This window comes from Nostoc sp. NMS2, from assembly GCF_017115105.1.
Lineage (GTDB): Bacteria > Cyanobacteriota > Cyanobacteriia > Cyanobacteriales > Nostocaceae > Nostoc.
In genome coordinates this window covers 1-19,042 of sequence record NZ_JABXKH010000181.1, presented here as the reverse complement: position 1 = coordinate 19,042, position 19,042 = coordinate 1, and the positions used below count along the sequence as shown (strand labels likewise).

Sequence of the window (19,042 nt, the reverse complement as noted above, 5' to 3'; positions counted from 1 at the left end):
CAATTAAAGCTATAGCGGTTCCCAATTGCATGAAATACAGACCTAACCCCCAGCCCCTTCCCTACTAGCGTTGGGGAGTAAGATTCAAAGCCTCTCTCCTTTTAGGAGAGACGAATGGAAGTGAGGTCAAAACTGTACTGCACCCAAGCGAGAACCGCTATAACTGGTAAAGGCTATCATTGGTCACTTGTACTGAGCGTAGTCGAAGTATTGGTCATTAGTAAGGGCTTTACGCTATTAAAATTCTCACTTGTCTTCAAATATTGTCGGAAATATAAACGATATAATTCACAAGCAGGACTACTGCGATCGCCTTCTAAATTAATTAGCCCCATACTTTGTAATTTATATGCCAATGCTGGCTCTAATTTCACATAACTTGTAGCATTAATTACTTCATAAAAAGCATCTTGCAATTCTGACTCATCTCGTAGTGCTAACACATATTGCTTTAAATACTCGTGATAAATTCCTGCTTCTGTGGGTGCTTCTTGCAATAGCTTTTCTAAATCTCGTTCTAGTCCCCCTTTACCCACAAGGTGATAAAAAGCCAATCGCACCAAATAAGGATATCCTCCCACCATTGCCATCAAACTCTCCACGTTACCATTTGTCCAATCCAAGCCGTGACGGAGTGCTAAATCCTGAACTTGCTCTTTTGTAAAGGGAGGTAACTTAATCGGCAAACCAATATTAAATGGTGATTGAGTCAGTTTTATGGGAACAAGAATTTCCGTTGAATAAACCAGAACTAAACGCAGTTTTTGCCAAATTTCTACCCCTTTGGCTCGTTCATGCCACGATCGCACTAATGGTAACAATTCTCCAGCAATTTCCTGATATTCAAATACCCAATCCACCTCATTTAATACCAACACAAGGGGAGTTTCTAGCGCAGACAGTAAATACTGTTGGAAATAGATAGAGCAACTTACTTTGCTACCCATATCTTCATCCCAATAATCATTGAGTTTTGGTTCTAGCTCTAACTCTCGGCTGACATTAGCACAAAACCAGCGCAAAAATTTATTCAAACTGGTAAATACTTCTTTATCTGCTTGCTGAAAATCTAACGTCACCGTGCGAAAGCCTTGATTGTTAGCGCGTGCAAGCAACTGCAAAATCAGAGAGCTTTTCCCCATCTTCTTAGGTGCTTGGATGCAGATGAGACTTCCAGGTTCAGCCATTTCTGCGTAAGCAATTTCCTCAATTGGCGGACGAGGAATGTAAAATCTGGAATTAAGGGATACTGGGCCACTAGGAAATTCTAAAGATATAGCCGTCGCTGCTTTGTTGAATTCCTTAATTAATTGCTGATGTGCTTTGCTAAGACGGTGATTTTCTACAGTCTGGCGGAAGTTAGATTTATTTATCGGTTCTTGACAAAAATCACTCATTACTTGCCATAGATGAGCAGCAATTTTTCTGACACGTTCCTCGCCATAGTGAGCTTCACAGGCAATATTCGTGTAAGTTTGTCCTTCCCACGCAGAACGCAATATAATCTCTTGGAGCGTTGTTAAACCGGTTGCTTGACTGGCTTTTAGTAGCAATACTACTTCATCTATAGTCATTACTCATCGGCTCTAATTCAGCATGAAATTTTCTCACACCATTATGTTTTGGAACTCAATGTAGTCTACCTTGTATGAATAGCAGCCAGCCCTTTCCTAAAAAAGCTACAAACAAGGCTTGACAATCTTTTTGTATCCTGAAACATTTGACGTGATTCAATCATAGAATTTTTTTTACAAAATTTTTCGAGTTTTTAAGTGATTATATTTGATTTGAACTACTTTTTTTAGACATATCTTAGAATGTAGATGCACACAATGTAGCTATTTTTTCTAAAAAATGGCCGCGGCGATCGCAACAGAGGTTACATTCGTCTGTTTACCTTTTCCTAAATTCCATCCAAATTGATGATATGGGCTGATATATCTCTAACCGAAGTTACAGCCTAATCAACCAAGTAGACGATTTATCCATAAATGGATCGTCAGGGTGCTAAGACAGCGTAGAGAGAGAGCTACAGGACATCTTCCTCACCGTACCAGCAGCTATGCATATCGAAGAACCCGCTACCCATAAACTGGAAGCTCAACTTTCAGTGCAAGATTCCCAGAGTTTCCCAGAATCAAAAGACTTATCTCCAGAAAATTTAGATCCTTGTCAATCACAAGCCGCCTTACAAATGGCATTAATAGCAAGTGGCTTAGGGTTGTGGGATTGGAATCTCATAACCAATAAAACCTATTACGATCCCCAGTGGAAGGGCATTCTGGGGTATGGATTAGACGAAATCGCTCATGAGCATCAATCCTTTGAGCGACTTGTACATCCACAAGATTTACCGAGAATTCACCAGGCGTTGCACGATTATCTCCAAGGATGCACGCCTGTGTTTGAAGTTGAATTGCGAATGTTGACTAAATCCGGCGAATGGAAATGGATTTTGGCTTGTGGCAAAGTATTTCAGTGGGATAAATCCGGTAAACCAGTGCGAATGGCGGGGACACACAAGGACATTAGTCAGGATAAAGCGATCGCTACTCAACAATACCAACTACTTGAACAACTCCAAAGAGAAATAGTCCAACACCAGTCTACCGAAGACCAAGTTAGAGAAAAATCACAGCAGCTAGAAACTACCCTCGAAGAACTCAAATATACCCAAAGGCAGTTATTGCAGAACCAGAAAATGGCTAACCTCGGTCAACTGGTGGCGGATATGGCTAACGAAATTAACAACCCCGTTAGCTTCATCTACGGCAATCTCCATCCTGCGAGTCAATACGCTGAAGATTTAATCACAATCATTGAACTTTACCAACATTACTATCCCACCCCCACCCCAGTCATCGCCCTACATCTGCAACGCCTCGACCTTGGTTTCGTGAAGACAGACTTTTTAAAATTGCTGTGGTCAATGCGAGCCGGCTCTGAGCGCGTTAAAGAAATTGTTTTCGCCTTGCGGAATTTTTCAACCTCTGACGAAGGTCAAATGAAAAAGGTTAACCTGCACGAAGGACTTGATAGTGTTCTGAGAATTTTGCAGCATCGGCTGAAAGAAAAGCCTGACAGAGCCGGGATTGAACTAATTAAAGACTTTGGAGAATTGCCCTTAGTTGAGTGTTACCCTGGTGATTTAAATCAGGTATTCATGAACATCTTAACTAATGCCATTGATGCCTTAGAAGAAAGGATGAAATATGATTATTCCTTCACTCCCAAAATTTTTATTCATACAGAAATTGTTAGAAGTCATTTATCATTAGTCAATAGTAATGATGTTTGGCCAAATAACAAACGAATAGGAAAAAAACACAAAGTTATAATTCGCATTTCTGACAATGGTAAAGGCATACTTCCTCATATCCAAAGACAGATATTTGAACCATTTTTTACCACCAAGCCAGTAGGTAAAGGTAAGGGACTAGGACTATCAATTAGTCGGGAAATTATCGTTGAAAAACATCAAGGTAAAATTAAGTGTAATTCTCAATTAGGTCAAGGTACAGAGTTGGTTATTGAGATGAGTACAACAGCAAGGCACTATCCCGCGATTAGACAACATGCCAGCTTTTAATTGAAGAAGAATTCAGGAGCGGAGACTCCGAAACTCCAGTCAGAATCAATCAGTCGGGATTTAAATCCCCTTGACACTCCCAGCCCTAAAGGAACAGGGATTCTTGAAGAGTAATAAGTAATGAGTAATGGGTATTTACTCATTACTTATTACTCATTACTTAAAGAACGCGAAAAATAACTTTTCCCCCTGCAAATTTTACTCAGCAAGGATTGGATTGTGCATGAATTTTTAACCCCTGAAAGGGTACAAAGTCAACACCCTAGTCTAAATCCCCATCACAAAACTTAATTACGAACTTGTACTGAGCGTAGCCGAAGTATTACGAATTACGAATTACGAATTACGAATTATTTAACTACGCCTCGATCGCAGGATTATAATCATCTGGGTTATTAAAGCCCGCAATCCAAGCGGCTGCTTGATGGCAAGTTTGCATGTGAGGGGGGACGCGCAAGATATGAATATGTCCTGTAGATGGACAGGTGACTTTCAAGACCATAAGCGGCTCGTCATCCTCAAAAGGAATGTAGACTAGTTGACGTTCTCCACCAGTATCACGATCGCGATCGCGGATCAATCCTCCCACTTGCTGTAAAAATGTCTCATATCCCAGACGTTCAATCAGCACGCGACGCAACTCAACATTCTCAACATTGAGGATATCTTGTCCCGTTAGAGACTGGGATTCAAAGGCAATTTTATCTGTCACCTGCACTCCTCGCCAGCGCCAGACAAAACCATGTCCCGCAGATACACTAATAATGCCACTTCCGGCTAACTCGATCCAAAAGGTAACGTGGAGTCCTTTGGGAAGGGTTGTCAGATTTACACAGTCGCTGATATCAAGACTTTCACAGGTGAGATTTTCAGGTAGATTGTAAAGATCCAACGCACCGCTTAAATTCAGATGCCCTAAAACGCGCATTCCATCCCAGGAGTGATGCTCAAGGATGACTTTTCGAGCGTGTTCAGCCGATACAGGCTCGTGGCTTTGATTTGGGCGCTGCAAAACTGGTTTATTCGGCACACGTCCATTAGACATGATCTTGAGCATTAGTCAATCACCTCGACGTAAGCATCAGGTCGATATTCACGTTGTTTCCAGACGCGGTAAAGCCCTTGGGGTAATTCAATTGCCCGATGTTCTTCATGAACTAAAGTGGCACTTGGTTCTTTAACCTCAAGAAAAAGGTCACTACCATGTACCCACAACTGAACAGCATCAGATTGCTGAATGCGATGGCTATGTCCTGTAACTTCACCATGAGCGAGAGTAGCACCTCCACGCTTCTGAGCGCCGACAGGTAAGCTAGCAATATGTCTAATTAAAACATCGCCATGTCTGTAGATAACACTAGCTTGGTAATTATTGCTGTTGTTAAACATTTTTCTATAGACTCATCAAATAATTACGAATTACGAATTACGAATTACGAATTACTAACGTCCTAGTCTTAAACTTCTTTCCATAAGCATCTGAGGTTCGATATTCTCAACTTTAGGTATCGCTTCTAATTGAGGAATCTTTGCGATCGCATCAACAATATTACCTGATTGGGCACGCAACCAAGCGGCGTGAGGCGCATAGTCAAGGATTTGTACTACTTCGTAACCCGCTCGATTAATTACCTCGCGCTGAGACTCCACATCAACGCCTTCAGCAAAGCGGATGAAAACCAGTCCAGTTGGTACTGCTAAAGAACCATTGGGTTCTATTGTATAAATTGGACTAAGTTTACCCTTCTCTGATTGATTAGGTTCGCCTGAAAAAACTCCAATTGCACCATCGTTCAGTTGTAAAATTGCTCCTAGTGCGATCGTTTTGGGCTGATTATAATGTATTGCATAGTACCCAGACTTCCGAGTGTAAGATACAGCAGTGCGATCGCTGCCAATCCGAATTTGTTCAGGATACTCAGAAAAATAGTCGTTTTGAAATTTCACTTCAGCAACCAGGGGTAAAGAGTACGCCTGTAGAAAATACTCAGCTGGAAAATAAAACATCTTTCTCAAGTTGTAATAATGTTATAGCGTTTTCAGTGGTATAGAATACAAATCTTTTATCGGGATGGAAGCTAAACCTCATCTAAGTTGAGAACCGTAGTTTTCGCCCTCACCCTAAATCCCTCTCCCATACCTGGGAGAGGGACTTTGAAATTCTAGCTCCCCGAATCCCATATTTGGGAGAAGGGGTTGGGGGATGAGGGCAAATCCTTATTCATTAGAGTTGAACTACAGGTTTCAAGATAGACGTGGTTTATATGTCCCTAGTGATAGTGAAGATTCGTAAAACAGTCTGACTTTGAATTCCTCTTTTCTGGAAAGACGAATCGAAGGCTCGTATGAACTTTAGAGAGATTAAAATAATTCGTAATAGAGCCTCCGGCACGCTCCGCGTTAAGCGAAGCTATGCCGCAGGCTTTACGTAATACTTCGGCTACGCTCAGTACAAGTTCGTAATTCGTAATTAAGTTTTGGAATGGGGATTTTAACCCCAACGCAAAACTTGTCGCTTGCTAGAAGCGAGGGACTTAGACCCCTCAAAAATGTTAAATCCTGTTTGATCTGTATATTTTTGATATCGTAATACACATATAACACATGAAATAAAAACCATCCATAAACTAAACGTAAGTGCAAACTGCATGTAGTGTGCGGCAAGCTTTAAAAATCAGGCAGAATGCAGTTTCCGCATTCCCCATGCCCAATTCCCAATTCCCAAAATATTTAGGAGATTAAAATATGGTTCAGGTTCGCTATGGTGGACAAAACGGTAAACAGTATGAACTTGCGATCAGTGACGAACACGTTGTAGTGCGTACCGAAAGCCGCAGTACTCTCATCGGTGCAAGACCTTTTGAAGTCGCACCTGTGTCACCCACAGCTCGTAGCATCCTCAATCAGTTTGAGTTAAAAACGCGGTTTCGGCAAGCGGGTGTAGAAATTTTGCAAGCGAAAGTTCCGAATCAGGGTGTCGCTCTGCGCGATCGCGCCCGTGAAATTCTCAACCAAGAGTCTGAAGTCCAATTTGCCGGCCGTGTCCTCATTGACCCAGCCTCCAGTCAACCAATAATTTACACCGAAAACCTCTTCGTTAAATTCGATAATGAAGAAGAATCAAGCGTTTGCCACATTATTCTAGCACGTTACGGCTTAACAATTAAACGCCAACTTGAATATGCACGAAATGCTTACTTTGTCAATGCACCTGCAAATACTGGTATAGCTATCTTTGACATCGCCGAGAGACTTCTGAATGAGGAATCAGTTGAACTGTGCCATCCCGAACTAGTGCGTGAATCACGCCAACGTCAGGTTTTCCCGCAGCAGTGGCACTTAAAGCAAACAACAATTAACGGTAAGGTAATTAACGCCCATGCCAACGTTGAGGCAGCTTGGAAATTAAGCGATGGCACTGGAGCAATTATTGCAATTATCGATGATGGTGTGGATCTCGATCATGAAGAATTCCGTTCCTCTGGAAAGATTGTTGCCCCGCGTGATGTCACACGAAAAAATGACAATCCCAGACCAGGAAACGACAATAACCACGGTACAGCTTGTGCCGGAGTTGCTTGTGGAAACGGTAAATTTGGTGCATCAGGCGTAGCACCAGGTGCAAAGCTGATGCCGATTCGTCTAGCTTCGGCGTTGGGGTCACAAGATGAAGCAGATGCTTTTATTTGGGCGGCTCAAAATGGTGCTGATGTGATTTCTTGTAGTTGGGGGCCAGCAGATGGTACTTGGTTTGAGCCAAACGATCCTGCACACAACCAGAAAGTACCTTTGCCTGACTCCACAAGACTAGCTATGGACTTTGCAACCAATAAAGGACGCAACGGTAAGGGATGTGTAATTTTATTCGCGGCTGGCAATGGTAACGAAAGCGTGGATAACGATGGCTACGCCAGTTACCAAAAGGTAATTGCGGTGGCAGCTTGTAACGACTTTGGTACGAGAAGCGCTTACAGTGACTTTGGTCAGGCGGTGTGGTGTGCTTTTCCCAGTAACAATGGTGATAGTTCTCAAACCACTGGAATTTGGACAACCGATCGCACTGGTGTACTTGGCTATAATTCGGGTAATGTAAATCTGGGTGATGCCGGAGGTAACTACACGAACGAATTCGGCGGAACTTCTAGTGCTTGTCCAGGTGCGGCTGGTGTAGCAGCATTGATTATTGCCAGAAACCAAAATCTGCGTTGGGACGAAGTACGAGATATTATTAAACGCTCTTGCGATCGCATCGATCAAGCTGGAGGTAAATATGATGCCAATGGTCGTAGCCCTTTTTACGGTTATGGTCGAATCAATGCTCTCAAAGCTGTAGAATTGGCCAAGCCGGCGCAAACATCGCCTATTAGCATATTCAAGGCAGTGCAAGATATCCCAATTAGCGACTTGCAAACATCAACATTATCGTTGGCGATCGCTAATACCAGCCTAATGAAATCCATCAAAGTTAATGTAGACATCGAGCATACTTATATCGGGGATCTTGTAGTTACTCTCCTTCCCCCAGTGCAAATAGGTATACTTCCCATCATCCTGCACGATCGCCAAGGCGGGGCTACAGATAATATCAAAACAACTTTTGATGAGGTAAACACCCCAAAACTTGCTGCCTTTAAAGGTAAAAGTCCCCAAGGAACCTGGACTCTGGAAGTTGCAGATAAAGCTAGCGCAGATACAGGAAAGATTCGCAGCCTAACCATTGAAATTGGGTTTTAAACCAATACGTTTGAGTTAGGGAGTGTGTGGGGATGAGGGAGCAGGGAGACAAGGGGGACAAGGGGGACAAGGGGGAATTATTGAACAAGTCTCTCCCTTGTCTCCCTCCTCTTCTTTGTCTCTTCTTCATGCCCCATGCCCCATGCCCCTTATCAATTAGCTTTTAGTTACAGGCTCTTTCGCCAAGAACTTCTCTAATTCTGTCAGCGCATCAGCATCAACCTTAGTTTGCATTGGGCAGAACTTAGGCCCACACATCGAACAAAACTCAGCAGTTTTATAGATATCTGCTGGTAAAGTTTCATCGTGATATTCCTTGGCTCTTTCTGGATCGAGTGATAATTCAAACTGACGGTTCCAATCGAAGTTGTAACGCGCCTTGGAAAGTTCATCATCTCTATCCCTTGCACCAGGGCGATGTCTAGCAATATCAGCCGCATGAGCCGCTATTTTATAGGCAATCAACCCATTCCGCACATCTTCGGCATTTGGTAGACCCAAATGTTCTTTGGGTGTTACATAGCACAGCATTGCAGTACCGTACCATCCAGCCATCGCTGCGCCAATGGCTGAAGTAATATGGTCATAACCGGGAGCAATGTCTGTTACCAATGGGCCCAACACATAGAAAGGTGCTTCCGAACACTCTTCCATCTGCTTACGGACGTTGAACTCAATTTGATCCATTGGCACGTGTCCCGGCCCTTCCACCATCACCTGGATATCATCTTCCCAGGCTTTGCGAGTTAGCTGTCCCAGGGTTTTCAATTCAGCTAATTGTGCTTCATCTGAGGCATCATGGGTGCAGCCGGGACGTAGAGAATCTCCCAAACTGAAGGAGACATCGTACTTTTTGAAAATCTCAATAATGTCTTGAAAGTGGGTATAAAGTGGGTTTTGTTTGTGGTGATGCAGCATCCACCGCGCCAAAATACCGCCGCCGCGAGAGACAATACCGGTAATGCGGTTTCTCACCAAAGGCAAATGCTCAATCAAAATCCCCGCATGGATAGTTTGATAATCTACCCCCTGCTGGGCGTGCTTTTCGATGATATGGAGAAAATCATCAGCAGTCAGGTTCTCGATTGTGCCGTGGACACTTTCTAAAGCTTGGTAAACTGGTACCGTACCAATGGGAACAGGTGAAGCCTTGATAATTGCGGTACGAATTTCATCTAAATTACCGCCGCCTGTGGATAAATCCATCACGGTATCAGCACCGTACTTCACCGACAAATTCAGCTTATCAACTTCTTCTTGAAGATTAGAAGAGTTGGGGGAAGCGCCGATATTAGCATTTACCTTACATCTAGAGGCGATGCCAATAGCCATCGGCTCTAGATTAGTGTGATTTATATTAGCGGGGATAATCATTCGCCCCCGCGCTACTTCGTCACGAATGAGATCGGCAGGGAGATTTTCTCGTTGGGCGACGTAGTGCATTTCTTCGGTGATGACACCTTGGCGGGCGTAATGCATTTGCGATACATTAACCTGCCCACGTCGTTTAGCAACCCATTCTGTCCGCATATTGTGATTCCTCAATAAACAGCTTCCCTCCGCTGGTATTACCCAGACTCAGGTGTTAAGGGTGTGATCTCAGCCTCGTTATGTAGGCACCCCTAGCATGGATGTAGTGTAGCACCTTGGTTATATCTGGGGGTAAGGGTGTTAACAATTTATGCTGTTTTTTTGGAGTCTGGCGATGTCTACGACGGTCACTGAGCGAAGTCGAAGTGCGGGCTGCGCTTACGCTGTTTCTGTTGAATAATGTCTAATACTGCCTTATGGATTTTCTTAGAAGTGCTTATTTTTTCTATATCTGGATGATTATATAGCAATCATGAATGAGTTGTGAAAATGCGCGATGTCCAGATCCCCAACTTCTTCGAGAAGTCGGGGATCTAATTTTTCACGAATGATTTAGGATCGCTATACTCACACCTTTCAACTAAAAGCTTTTAACTACCAGGTACTATGGAGCGATCGCTTTGACTTTGTACAATTAAATAACAACAAAATTAGTTGCGCTGAGTGACAATCCACTGCTGAGTTGCGCGAACTTTACCTGAGTAAACGCACTAGCACTACCATCTTTGTCAAAGAACAGTCCACCTGTATTGTCGTTATAAATAAATCGCTGGGCTGTCGTTGTCGCAGATGTACCGATTACAAACTGGTCAGATGATAAACTACCTGCTACTAAAGAGCCGCCGAAACCCTTAGCCGATACTTGAATAAAGTCACTCAATTCACCAGTCGGATTGAAGTCATAAAGAGTATCAACGCCTTCATTGAAATTATTGAAAGTAAATAAATCAGAGCCATTTCCACCGTCCAAAGCATCATCGCCTTTCCCTCCAGTCAGGAGATCGTTGCCATCATATCCATACAAAGAATCATTGCCATTGCTTCCCACAATAGTGTCAGCGTAGGCTGTACCACGGATTTCTAATTCTTCAATATTTTTGTAGCTAACTCGATAGGTGCCATCCGTAATCGATCCTTGCTTAGTAGTTGCATTAAAAGTTGAGGCAATTCCTGCAATAGCATAGACGTAATTGATAGACAAATAATCACTATCCGTACCTCCATCTACCGTTTGAGTTGCTAAGGAAGTAGGAGCAACAGATGGGGCGCTTAAATAGAAGGAGTCGTTGTCACTCCCTCCATTTAGGGTATTATTGCCGCTACTAGTTTCGTAGGCATATAATCTATCATTCTCAGAGCCGCCGTCTAAGAGGTTGTTCCCAGAAGAATACATAATATCGAAATAATCATTCCCACTTCCTCCCTTGAGAATGTTGTTGCCAGTACTACTGGAAGCATATAGCTGATCATTCCCAAAGCCACCATCTAAGAGGTTTTTCCCAGAAGAATCAGAAATATCGAAATAATCATCTCCAGTTCCCCCCTTAAGGGTGTTGTTGCCAGTGGTATCGAGACCATAGAGTTTATCATTATCTTCGCCACCGTCTAAGAGGTTTTTCCCAGAATAATCACTAACTTCAAGGACATCGTTACCTACCTCACCGTATAGGCTATTATCTCCCTGTCCACCGTAGAGGTTATCATTATCCTCGCCACCATATAGTTTGTCGTTTCCAGCGTCGCCATAGAGTTGATCGTTACCACTCCCACCACTAATAAAATCATTGCCATTAGCGCCATAAGCAGTGTCATTCCCTGCACCACCGTAGAGATAATTAGCACTAAAATCAAGCCCTAGAATCTGAAGCGAACCCACATCTTGGCTATCAACGTGGCCATGTAAAACATCGTCTCCGTCTCCTCCATCAAGAGTGTCAGCACCGCTATCTCCATAGAGACTGTCATTGCCAGCTTCGCCATAGAGTTTATCGTTACCAATCCAACCGCCAACCAAGTCATTACCATCGCCACCATAAACAGTGTCATTTCCAGCTTTTGCAAGGATTAAATTATTGGCACTATTGCCTGTAATGACGTTATTTAGATCATTTCCACCACCAAAAATATCTGTCGCCCCGGTTAAGATGAGGTTTTCGACATAATTACCTAATGTCCAATCGACAGAAGACGCAACTGTATCAATACCGCCCGCATCACCACCAGAGCCATTATCTTCACTGACAATATCGCCACTGATATCAACGATGTAAGTATCGTTACCTGCTCCACCTTTCAATGTATCGTTACCAATGCCACCATCTAGTGTGTCGTTACCTGCTCCACCACTGAGGAAGTCATCACCCTCGTAGCCATAAATGACATCATTGCTGGTGCCGCCATTGATGAGGTCGTTAGCCTTAGTACCTTTGAAAATTGCCATAATTTCTACCTACTTAAATCAATTGTTTTAGAAACTTAAGATTATTAACCTGCTGGTATTGCTGTTTTTAGACACAAAAAATTAGCCGAATCTGGGATTTTCGGTATAATTTATATTGCATTAGTAAAACGAGCTTTTCACTGTGATTCAGCTTTTAAAAGCTTTACAAGCGGTGAATAGCTAGTATAGTTACACAACAAACTTGGTTAATTTAATCACTATAATGTTTGTTTTGTTGAGTGTCACTACTTGAACTATTACTTTTTTTTGACCTTGGGTTAATTGTGTTTCTATGTAATTTTACGTATTAATAGTGAGTGGTATTGAGTAATATATAATTTATTGAGTATAGCGATCGCACCCTTACGCCCTCCAACCAAAAGCTTTTAACCACCAGTAGGAGCGATCGCTTTGACTTTGTACAATTAAACAACAACAAAATTAGTTGCACTTAGTGACAATCCATCGCTGAGTTGCGCGAATTGCACCTGAGTAAACGCGCCACCGCTACCATCTTGGTCAAAGAATAGCGCCCCTGTACCATTGTCGTAGATAAATCGTTGAGCGATCGCACTCGCGGTTGAACCGATTGTAAACTGACTAGCTAAGAGTGTACCTACTGCTAAAGAGCCGCCGAAACCATCAGCCGATACCTGAATAACTTCAGCAATCGGGTTGAAGTCAAAAAGACTATCAACACCTTCGTTGTAATTACTGAAGGTGAATGTATCATTCCCCTCTCCCCCGTACAGAGCATCATTGCCTCTTTCTCCAGTCAGGCGATCGTTGCCATCATTTCCAAAAAGGTAATCGTTACCATTACTGCCTACAATAGTGTCAGTGTTAGCTGTACCAGAAATATCTAATTGTTCAATATTCTTGTAGCTAACTCGATATGTCCCAGCCGTAATTGAACCTTGGTTAGTGGTTGTATTGAAAGCCGAGGTGATTCCCTCAGTAGTAACACTGCTATAATCGACAGACAAATAATCGTCATCCATACCTCCATCTACCGTTTGAGTCACTAAAACAGAAGGGGTAACAGATGGAGCGCTTAAATAGAAGGAGTCGTTGTCACTTCCTCCTTTAAGGGTGTTGTTGCCACTAGCGCTGTAAGCATAAAGTTGATCGTTCCCCAAGCAACCGTCTAAAAGGTTATTTCCAGAAGAAGAAGAAATATCAAACGCATCATCCCCAGTTCCTCCCTTAAGGGTGTTGTTGCCAGTGGTGTTAGAAGCATAAAGTCGATCATTCTCAGAGCCACCGTTTAAAAGGTTATTTCCAGAAGAATGATAAATGTTTAGATAATCATTTCCTCCTCCTCCTTTAAGGGTGTTGTGTCCAGTGGTATTGGAAGCAGAAAATGAATCATTCTCAGAGCCACCGTCTAAAAGATTTTTCCCAGAAGAATTGTTAATGTTAAAATAATCACCTCCAGATCCTCCCTTAAGGGTGTTGTTGCCAGTGGTGTTAGAAGCATAAAGTTGATCATTCCCTAAGCCACCGTCTAAAAGGTTTTTCCCAGAATAAAAGGAAATATCAAGAATATCGTTACCGAAATCACCGTATAGGCTATTATCTCCTTCGCCACCATATAGTGTGTCATCACCATCTCCACCAGAGAGGTTATTATTGGCAATATTACCTATAATGAGAACATCATTAGCATTAGTACCCTTGATATTTGCCATAACTTCTATTTACCTAAATTGATTTTTCAGAGGTTTGCTGTTTTAAGGCACAAAAAATCAGCCGAGAGTTGACACTTTCGGTATAGTTTATGTCACGATAGAGCAACACAACTTTTCACTTTTACCAGCCTTTTTACAGGCTGAAAATGACTTTTTGGCTAACTTGCTGACACAATACAGTTGATTAATTTAATCACTATAGTGTTTGTTTAGTTGAGTGTCACTATTTGGAATGGCATTTTTTTACTGCTTATATTAGGTATAAAAAATTCTTAATAATTACGTATTTATATCTTGAAAATCGAAATAAGTTACTGGTGATAAAGGATAAGAAAAGAGATTTTTATCGTTTGTGTACCCAGATGGAGCATAAATCTTGCCACAGTCAAAATTATGCCCTCAAATTGGAAGGTTGAGGGCTACTTACAAAAGTTACGGGTTTTGAGGCAGGAGGTAGAAACTCTTTATATCTGATGTGTGAGCCTTGCGTTTTGTACCTCACTTACTTGCAAACTGCTGTATCTGCCTTTAATCTCTTGATTGAAAAAGCTGCCAACTGAGTCAGAGGCATGTAAATCTTCCCAAGTATCCTCGTCTACGCCTAAGTACTGATAAACAGATCCACTTTGAAACTCAACTTGCAAAATTTGCTCGTTGCGATCGTAACCGACAGCGATCGCCATTGATGATCTAACTGGTAACATAGCGATTGGTTCTTCTTCAAAGGGTAGTACAGTTGTTTCAGCGATTGCCTCGCTCAGTTCTTGCAATCCTTCATAAGCTTGTATCGGTGCTGGAATTTCCAAAAACTCTAGTTCGTCGCCTCGATTGAGCAACAACTGCAAATATCCATCAGAGTGAGCGATCGCTACTAAACTGCTCAAGTCTACCTTAGATAGCCTCATTAATTTTGCTCTCCTGTTGGCGTAATCGGAAGTGTTAAAGTTTTATGCAACACTTAAGTGCTTTAATAGTACAAATATACTATTAAAGCTTTTTGATGTCAAGTTTTTCTACCAAGGGAGAATTAGTTTTACTTGTTTTTTGCCTTACATTTACATAATGCTAGAACACTGATTCAGTATTCAAAGAGGTAAAGAAGATGTCAGAACAAACCTTTATTCAAATTGATCCTGAGCGATGGCTGGACATTGAGCAGTTTCCTGGTGCTAAGTTTTTCCCCTTAGCCGAGCCTGTATCGCAGGGTTCAATACACCTACTGACAATGAAGGCGGGTACAACGATTCCTATTCATACTCATCCTTGCGATGAATATGTTTATGTGATGAACGGAGTGGTGGAAACTGGGGGAAAGACTTGTTCTAGTGGAATTTTTTGGTTCACCCCAGCCGACACCCAACAAGGGCCCCATATAGCCATCACCGATGTGGAAATACTCACGATTAGGCTAGGGCAAATGGGCGTGTTTAAGTCACTTTAGTACAGCATTATCATTAAGTTTGGTAATGCCAATGCGTCGCTCTGCAATGTTAATGCATCCCTTTGAAATGCCAATGCGTTGCTCTGCAATGTTAATGCATCCCTTTGCAATGCCAATGCGTTGCTCTGCAATGTTAATGCATCCCTTTGCAATGCCAATGCGTTGCTCTGCAATGTTAATGCATCCCTTTGCAATGCCAATGCGTTGCTCTGCAATGTTAATGCATCCCTTTGCAATGCCAATGCGTTGCTCTGCAATGTCAATGCATCCCTTTGCAATTAGGGACTTCCAAATAAAAAATACCCCACAAGATTGGATAATTTATTTGTTGGAAGCCCCTTAATAAACGCTAAGATTTTGTACAAAATACTTAGTTGTGCAACCAAAACCCTTGTAGAGACGTAAAATTTTACGTCTCTACATCAACGATTCATGCCTGTATTCAGCAAATCTGAATCTACCCAGACACAACAGCAGAGTTTATTTCATGCAAATGGGATCTCTCTGTTTGCAAATAACGATAAAGACGATTCAGGGCGTTGATATGAGCATAAGCCGCAGCTACCACAATATCAGTATCAGACGCTTGTCCAGAGAATATCCGCTCTTGATGCTTCAAACGAACTGTGACGGTTCCTAGTGCATCAATTCCTCCTGTCACAGATTGAACAGAAAACTCAATCAGTTGATTGGGAATCTGCACTAATCGATTGATTACTTGATACACCGCATCCACTGGCCCAGTGCCTACACTCGCATCCGTGAGGATTTTGCCTTCAGGGGTAACAATTGTAATGGTTGCAGTTGGACAAGTGCAATCACCACAAATTACCTGAACGTGTTCGATTTGGAAGCCACTTTCTACTTGAATCTGCGTTTCATCTCGAACGATCGCTTCTAAATCCCAATCTGAGATTTCTTTTTTTTTATCAGCGACTTCTTTGAATCGATTAAAGGCTTTATTCAAGTCTGCCTCGTTCAATTCAAATCCCAATTCCTTAAGCCTGCTACGGAAAGCATTCCTTCCAGAATGTTTGCCCAAAACAATGCGATTTTCTGGCAACCCGATCGCAGCAGCTTCCATAATTTCATAAGTCTCGCGGTGCTTGATGATTCCATCTTGGTGAATACCAGACTCATGGGCGAAAGCGTTTGCTCCCACGATCGCTTTATTGGGTTGAATCAGCATTCCGGTTAATTGAGAAACTAAGGATGAGGTTTTGTAAATCTCCTGAGTCTTAATATTAGTCAAGGGTGTATCGGCATCAACCGGACGACCAAAATAAGGGTTGAAAAATGGTTTGCGAACCTGCAACGCCATCACAATCTCTTCTAATGCTGCATTACCTGCTCGTTCCCCAATGCCATTAATAGTACACTCCACCTGACGCACACCATATTCAATTGCAGCCAAAGCGTTAGCTGTCGCCAAACCCAAATCATTTTGAGTGTGAATGGAAAGAATCACCCCATTGATATTAGGAACATGTTCTCGAATTCCCTGAATCAGAGTTCCGATTTCTTTGGGTGTGCAGTAACCAACGGTATCAGGAATATTAATTGTAGTTGCACCTGCTGCGATCGCTCTTGACAAAACTTCATAAAGAAACTCTGGTTCAGTGCGGCTAGCATCCATTGGCGAAAATTCTACATCGTCTACAAAGGATTTGGCATAAGCAATCATTTCTGCTGCGATCGTTAATACTTCGCTGCGAGACTTTTTCAACTGATATTTCAGGTGAATATCAGAGGTAGAAATCATCGTGTGGATTCTGGGATGAGCCGCACCTTTCAAAGCTTCGGCGGCAGCATGAATATCTTGGCGAATGGCTCTAGCTAAACTGCAAATGATTGGCCCGCCGGGGATTCCGACTTGTTCAGCAATGGTTTTGACAGCTTGAAAATCTCCCGGACTAGCAACGGCAAAACCTGCTTCAATCACATCGACACCAAGGAGAGCTAGTTGATGAGCGATCGCTAATTTCTCTTCTACATTGAGGGTTGCGCCCGGTGACTGTTCGCCATCCCGTAGCGTGGTGTCGAAGATAATAACTTGGTTTGGTTGAGATGCGATGCTCATAACTGTCTCCCGTAGTATTGAGGGATGTTTCAAAGACTTGCTTTGGATATTGTATACAATCTTTTGGATTTTGTATACAATATTCAATATGAACTTAAATGACTTAGCGGCCAACGTGCTGCAACAACAACGCAGTACCCCAGATTTAATTGCCGATGCTTTGCGGGAAGCGATTCTGCGCGGTATATTTCAAGAAGGACAATCGCTGAGACAGGATGAAATCGCCACTCAGTTTGGCGTTAGTCGGATTCCCGTGCGCGAAGCGCTCAAGCAGCTAGAAGCAGAAGGATTGGTGACACTGCATCTAAATCGTGGGGCGATTGTATCGGTGTTGACAGCACAAGAGGCGCAAGAAATCTGTGAAATTCGCAGCGCCTTAGAAGTGAAAGCGATGCAATTGGCAATACCCAAATTCAGAGAAACAGATATAGAAAAAGCTGCTGTGATTTTGTCAGCGACAGATAAAGCAACCGATGCAGGTGTGTTGGCAAAACTCAACTGGGAGTTTCATGCGACGCTGTACGCCACTGCTGAACGTCCCCGGTTGTTAGGGATGATTAAAACTTTACATGTTAATTGCGATCGCTATGTTCGCGTACAATTAGCACAGATGGATTACCAAGAGCGATCGCAAAAAGAACACTATCAACTCTTAGATGCTTGTCAAAAGCAGGATGCAAAAGCTGCTGTCAGGTTGCTAAAACGACACATTGACACCGCCGGAGAACAGTTAATTGCATACTTGCAGCAAATTGCTCAGAAACGCTGATTATTAGATGATCTGCCAGAACAGATTAAACGAAAAATTTCCACTATCCTGTTCAACAAACCTCTCCCTGCCTTTAACTAAAATTCAACTCTATCCCTCTCCGCCTCGGAGAGGGACGGTTTTACGTAGTAAAACCAGGGAGAGGTCATTTGATTCAGAGAAATAGGTAGGGTCGTCCATGAAAAAATTGATCCAGCGTATTAAGAGATTGTTCCAACGTATCTTTAAAAGCTTTGCATCCAATTCTCAGCAGACATCGCCTTTACCCTTAATAAATTCTCGCCGTTTAGATACTTCTATTCCCAGCGTTTCTCCCCGATGGGAGTCTGGCTTGGTGCTTGTGTGTTCACAATGTACAAACGAGCAATCAAGCTCAACGGCTTCTGAAGACTTAGAAAATTGGTTAAAATCTCGTTTAAAATTTGAGGGATTATGGGGTGAATTTCGAGTGGTTAGCACCAGTTGTTTAGGAGTTTGCCCAAAAGCTGGTATTACTGTCGTTATTGTAAGTAATGGAAGTGGCGGTAATAGTCCCTGCCTAATTGTAAATCCTCGGAGCGATCGCGAACTTGTTTACTCATACATCAAACAGAATCAAGGATAATTTTACAGCTTTACTAATGCCCAGAATTGGAATATTTGTATTGTTGGTGATTTTATATCCTGGTTTCATCTTTGATACTCTTTCCTAGCTTTACCAGTGGGTGTTTTAGCGCTATTAGTGATGATGCTCAAAAAATGCTCAAAGTGTAAATTAACTCTACTGTAACTGGGAGCATCCCAATATTGCTTAAATCTTTTCCCTCACCCCCAGCCCCTCTCCCATCTTTGGGAGAGGGGAGACATAACTCTAGTTCCCCTTCTCCCATCTTTGGGAGAAGGGGTTAGGGGATGAGGGCTATCAAGGTTTTTGCACATTTGGGATGC

General features: G+C 42.5%; 15 protein-coding genes and 1 riboswitch. Of the genes, 5 read left to right on the top strand and 10 right to left on the bottom strand.

Translation table 11 applies throughout. The features are described 5' to 3' along the window. Window positions 1–176 precede the first annotated feature (176 nt). Window positions 177–1,574 (bottom strand): AAA-like domain-containing protein, encoded by a 1,398-nt coding sequence (locus HWQ36_RS33980; RefSeq protein ID WP_292711502.1) that lies wholly within the window; start codon window positions 1,572–1,574, stop codon window positions 177–179. 488 nt (window positions 1,575–2,062) lie between these two features. Here HWQ36_RS33980 and HWQ36_RS33975 point away from each other — a divergent pair, with 488 nt between their 5' ends. Beyond that, window positions 2,063–3,589: a PAS domain-containing protein gene (locus HWQ36_RS33975; RefSeq protein WP_292711499.1), complete on the top strand. Its 1,527-nt coding sequence runs from the start codon at window positions 2,063–2,065 to the stop codon at window positions 3,587–3,589. Between the two features lie 358 nt (window positions 3,590–3,947). Here the strand turns inward: HWQ36_RS33975 and HWQ36_RS33970 are convergent, their stop codons facing one another. The 3 genes from HWQ36_RS33970 to HWQ36_RS33960 are packed head-to-tail and all read right to left on the bottom strand — an operon-like array spanning window position 3,948 to window position 5,596. Then, on the bottom strand, window positions 3,948–4,646 hold the full coding sequence (locus HWQ36_RS33970) for a DUF6745 domain-containing protein (protein ID WP_292711496.1): 699 nt from the start codon (window positions 4,644–4,646) through the stop codon (window positions 3,948–3,950). Next, complete coding sequence (locus HWQ36_RS33965; RefSeq protein WP_292711493.1) at window positions 4,646–4,978, bottom strand: hypothetical protein; 333 nt, start codon at window positions 4,976–4,978, stop codon at window positions 4,646–4,648. Before HWQ36_RS33965 ends, HWQ36_RS33970 begins: the two co-directional genes overlap by 1 nt. Window positions 4,979–5,032: 54 nt before the next feature. Next, window positions 5,033–5,596, bottom strand: a complete 564-nt coding sequence (locus tag HWQ36_RS33960) for a hypothetical protein (RefSeq protein ID WP_292711491.1) — start codon at window positions 5,594–5,596, stop codon at window positions 5,033–5,035. Between the two features lie 738 nt (window positions 5,597–6,334). On the opposite strand from HWQ36_RS33960, the gene HWQ36_RS33955 reads away from it, so the two are divergent. Continuing rightward, window positions 6,335–8,323, top strand: coding sequence for a S8 family serine peptidase (locus HWQ36_RS33955; protein WP_292711488.1), 1,989 nt, complete (start codon window positions 6,335–6,337; stop codon window positions 8,321–8,323). A gap of 156 nt (window positions 8,324–8,479) precedes the next feature. Here HWQ36_RS33955 and thiC read toward each other — a convergent pair whose 3' ends face one another. From thiC to HWQ36_RS33935, 4 genes are all read right to left on the bottom strand, one after another. After that, the gene (gene thiC / locus HWQ36_RS33950) at window positions 8,480–9,853 is read right to left on the bottom strand and encodes a phosphomethylpyrimidine synthase (RefSeq protein ID WP_292711485.1); all 1,374 of its coding nucleotides are present in this window, start codon (window positions 9,851–9,853) and stop codon (window positions 8,480–8,482) included. Between the two features lie 7 nt (window positions 9,854–9,860). After that, window positions 9,861–9,957: riboswitch (TPP riboswitch) on the bottom strand. A gap of 371 nt (window positions 9,958–10,328) precedes the next feature. Beyond that, window positions 10,329–12,134, bottom strand: a complete 1,806-nt coding sequence (locus HWQ36_RS33945; protein ID WP_292711482.1) for a calcium-binding protein — start codon at window positions 12,132–12,134, stop codon at window positions 10,329–10,331. A gap of 425 nt (window positions 12,135–12,559) precedes the next feature. Continuing rightward, window positions 12,560–13,825: a calcium-binding protein gene (locus HWQ36_RS33940; protein WP_292711479.1), complete on the bottom strand. Its 1,266-nt coding sequence runs from the start codon at window positions 13,823–13,825 to the stop codon at window positions 12,560–12,562. A gap of 464 nt (window positions 13,826–14,289) precedes the next feature. After that, window positions 14,290–14,730 carry a KTSC domain-containing protein gene (locus tag HWQ36_RS33935; RefSeq protein WP_292711476.1) on the bottom strand — a complete coding sequence of 147 codons (441 nt, stop codon included), beginning with the start codon at window positions 14,728–14,730 and terminating at the stop codon, window positions 14,290–14,292. A gap of 197 nt (window positions 14,731–14,927) precedes the next feature. Here HWQ36_RS33935 and HWQ36_RS33930 point away from each other — a divergent pair, with 197 nt between their 5' ends. Further along, window positions 14,928–15,266 carry a cupin domain-containing protein gene (locus HWQ36_RS33930; RefSeq protein ID WP_292711474.1) on the top strand — a complete coding sequence of 113 codons (339 nt, stop codon included), beginning with the start codon at window positions 14,928–14,930 and terminating at the stop codon, window positions 15,264–15,266. Here HWQ36_RS33930 and HWQ36_RS33925 read toward each other — a convergent pair. Further along, a complete protein-coding gene (locus HWQ36_RS33925) occupies window positions 15,263–15,544 on the bottom strand; it encodes a hypothetical protein (protein WP_292711470.1) in 282 nt (93 codons plus the stop codon). The two genes, HWQ36_RS33930 and HWQ36_RS33925, sit on opposite strands and share 4 nt — an antisense overlap. A gap of 179 nt (window positions 15,545–15,723) precedes the next feature. Then, a complete protein-coding gene (locus tag HWQ36_RS33920) occupies window positions 15,724–17,346 on the bottom strand; it encodes a 2-isopropylmalate synthase (protein WP_292711467.1) in 1,623 nt (540 codons plus the stop codon). A gap of 88 nt (window positions 17,347–17,434) precedes the next feature. On the opposite strand from HWQ36_RS33920, the gene HWQ36_RS33915 reads away from it, so the two are divergent. Further along, window positions 17,435–18,115: a GntR family transcriptional regulator gene (locus HWQ36_RS33915; RefSeq protein WP_292711465.1), complete on the top strand. Its 681-nt coding sequence runs from the start codon at window positions 17,435–17,437 to the stop codon at window positions 18,113–18,115. 178 nt (window positions 18,116–18,293) lie between these two features. Continuing rightward, the gene (locus HWQ36_RS33910; protein WP_292711462.1) at window positions 18,294–18,719 is read left to right on the top strand and encodes a (2Fe-2S) ferredoxin domain-containing protein; all 426 of its coding nucleotides are present in this window, start codon (window positions 18,294–18,296) and stop codon (window positions 18,717–18,719) included. Window positions 18,720–19,042: the final 323 nt, after the last annotated feature.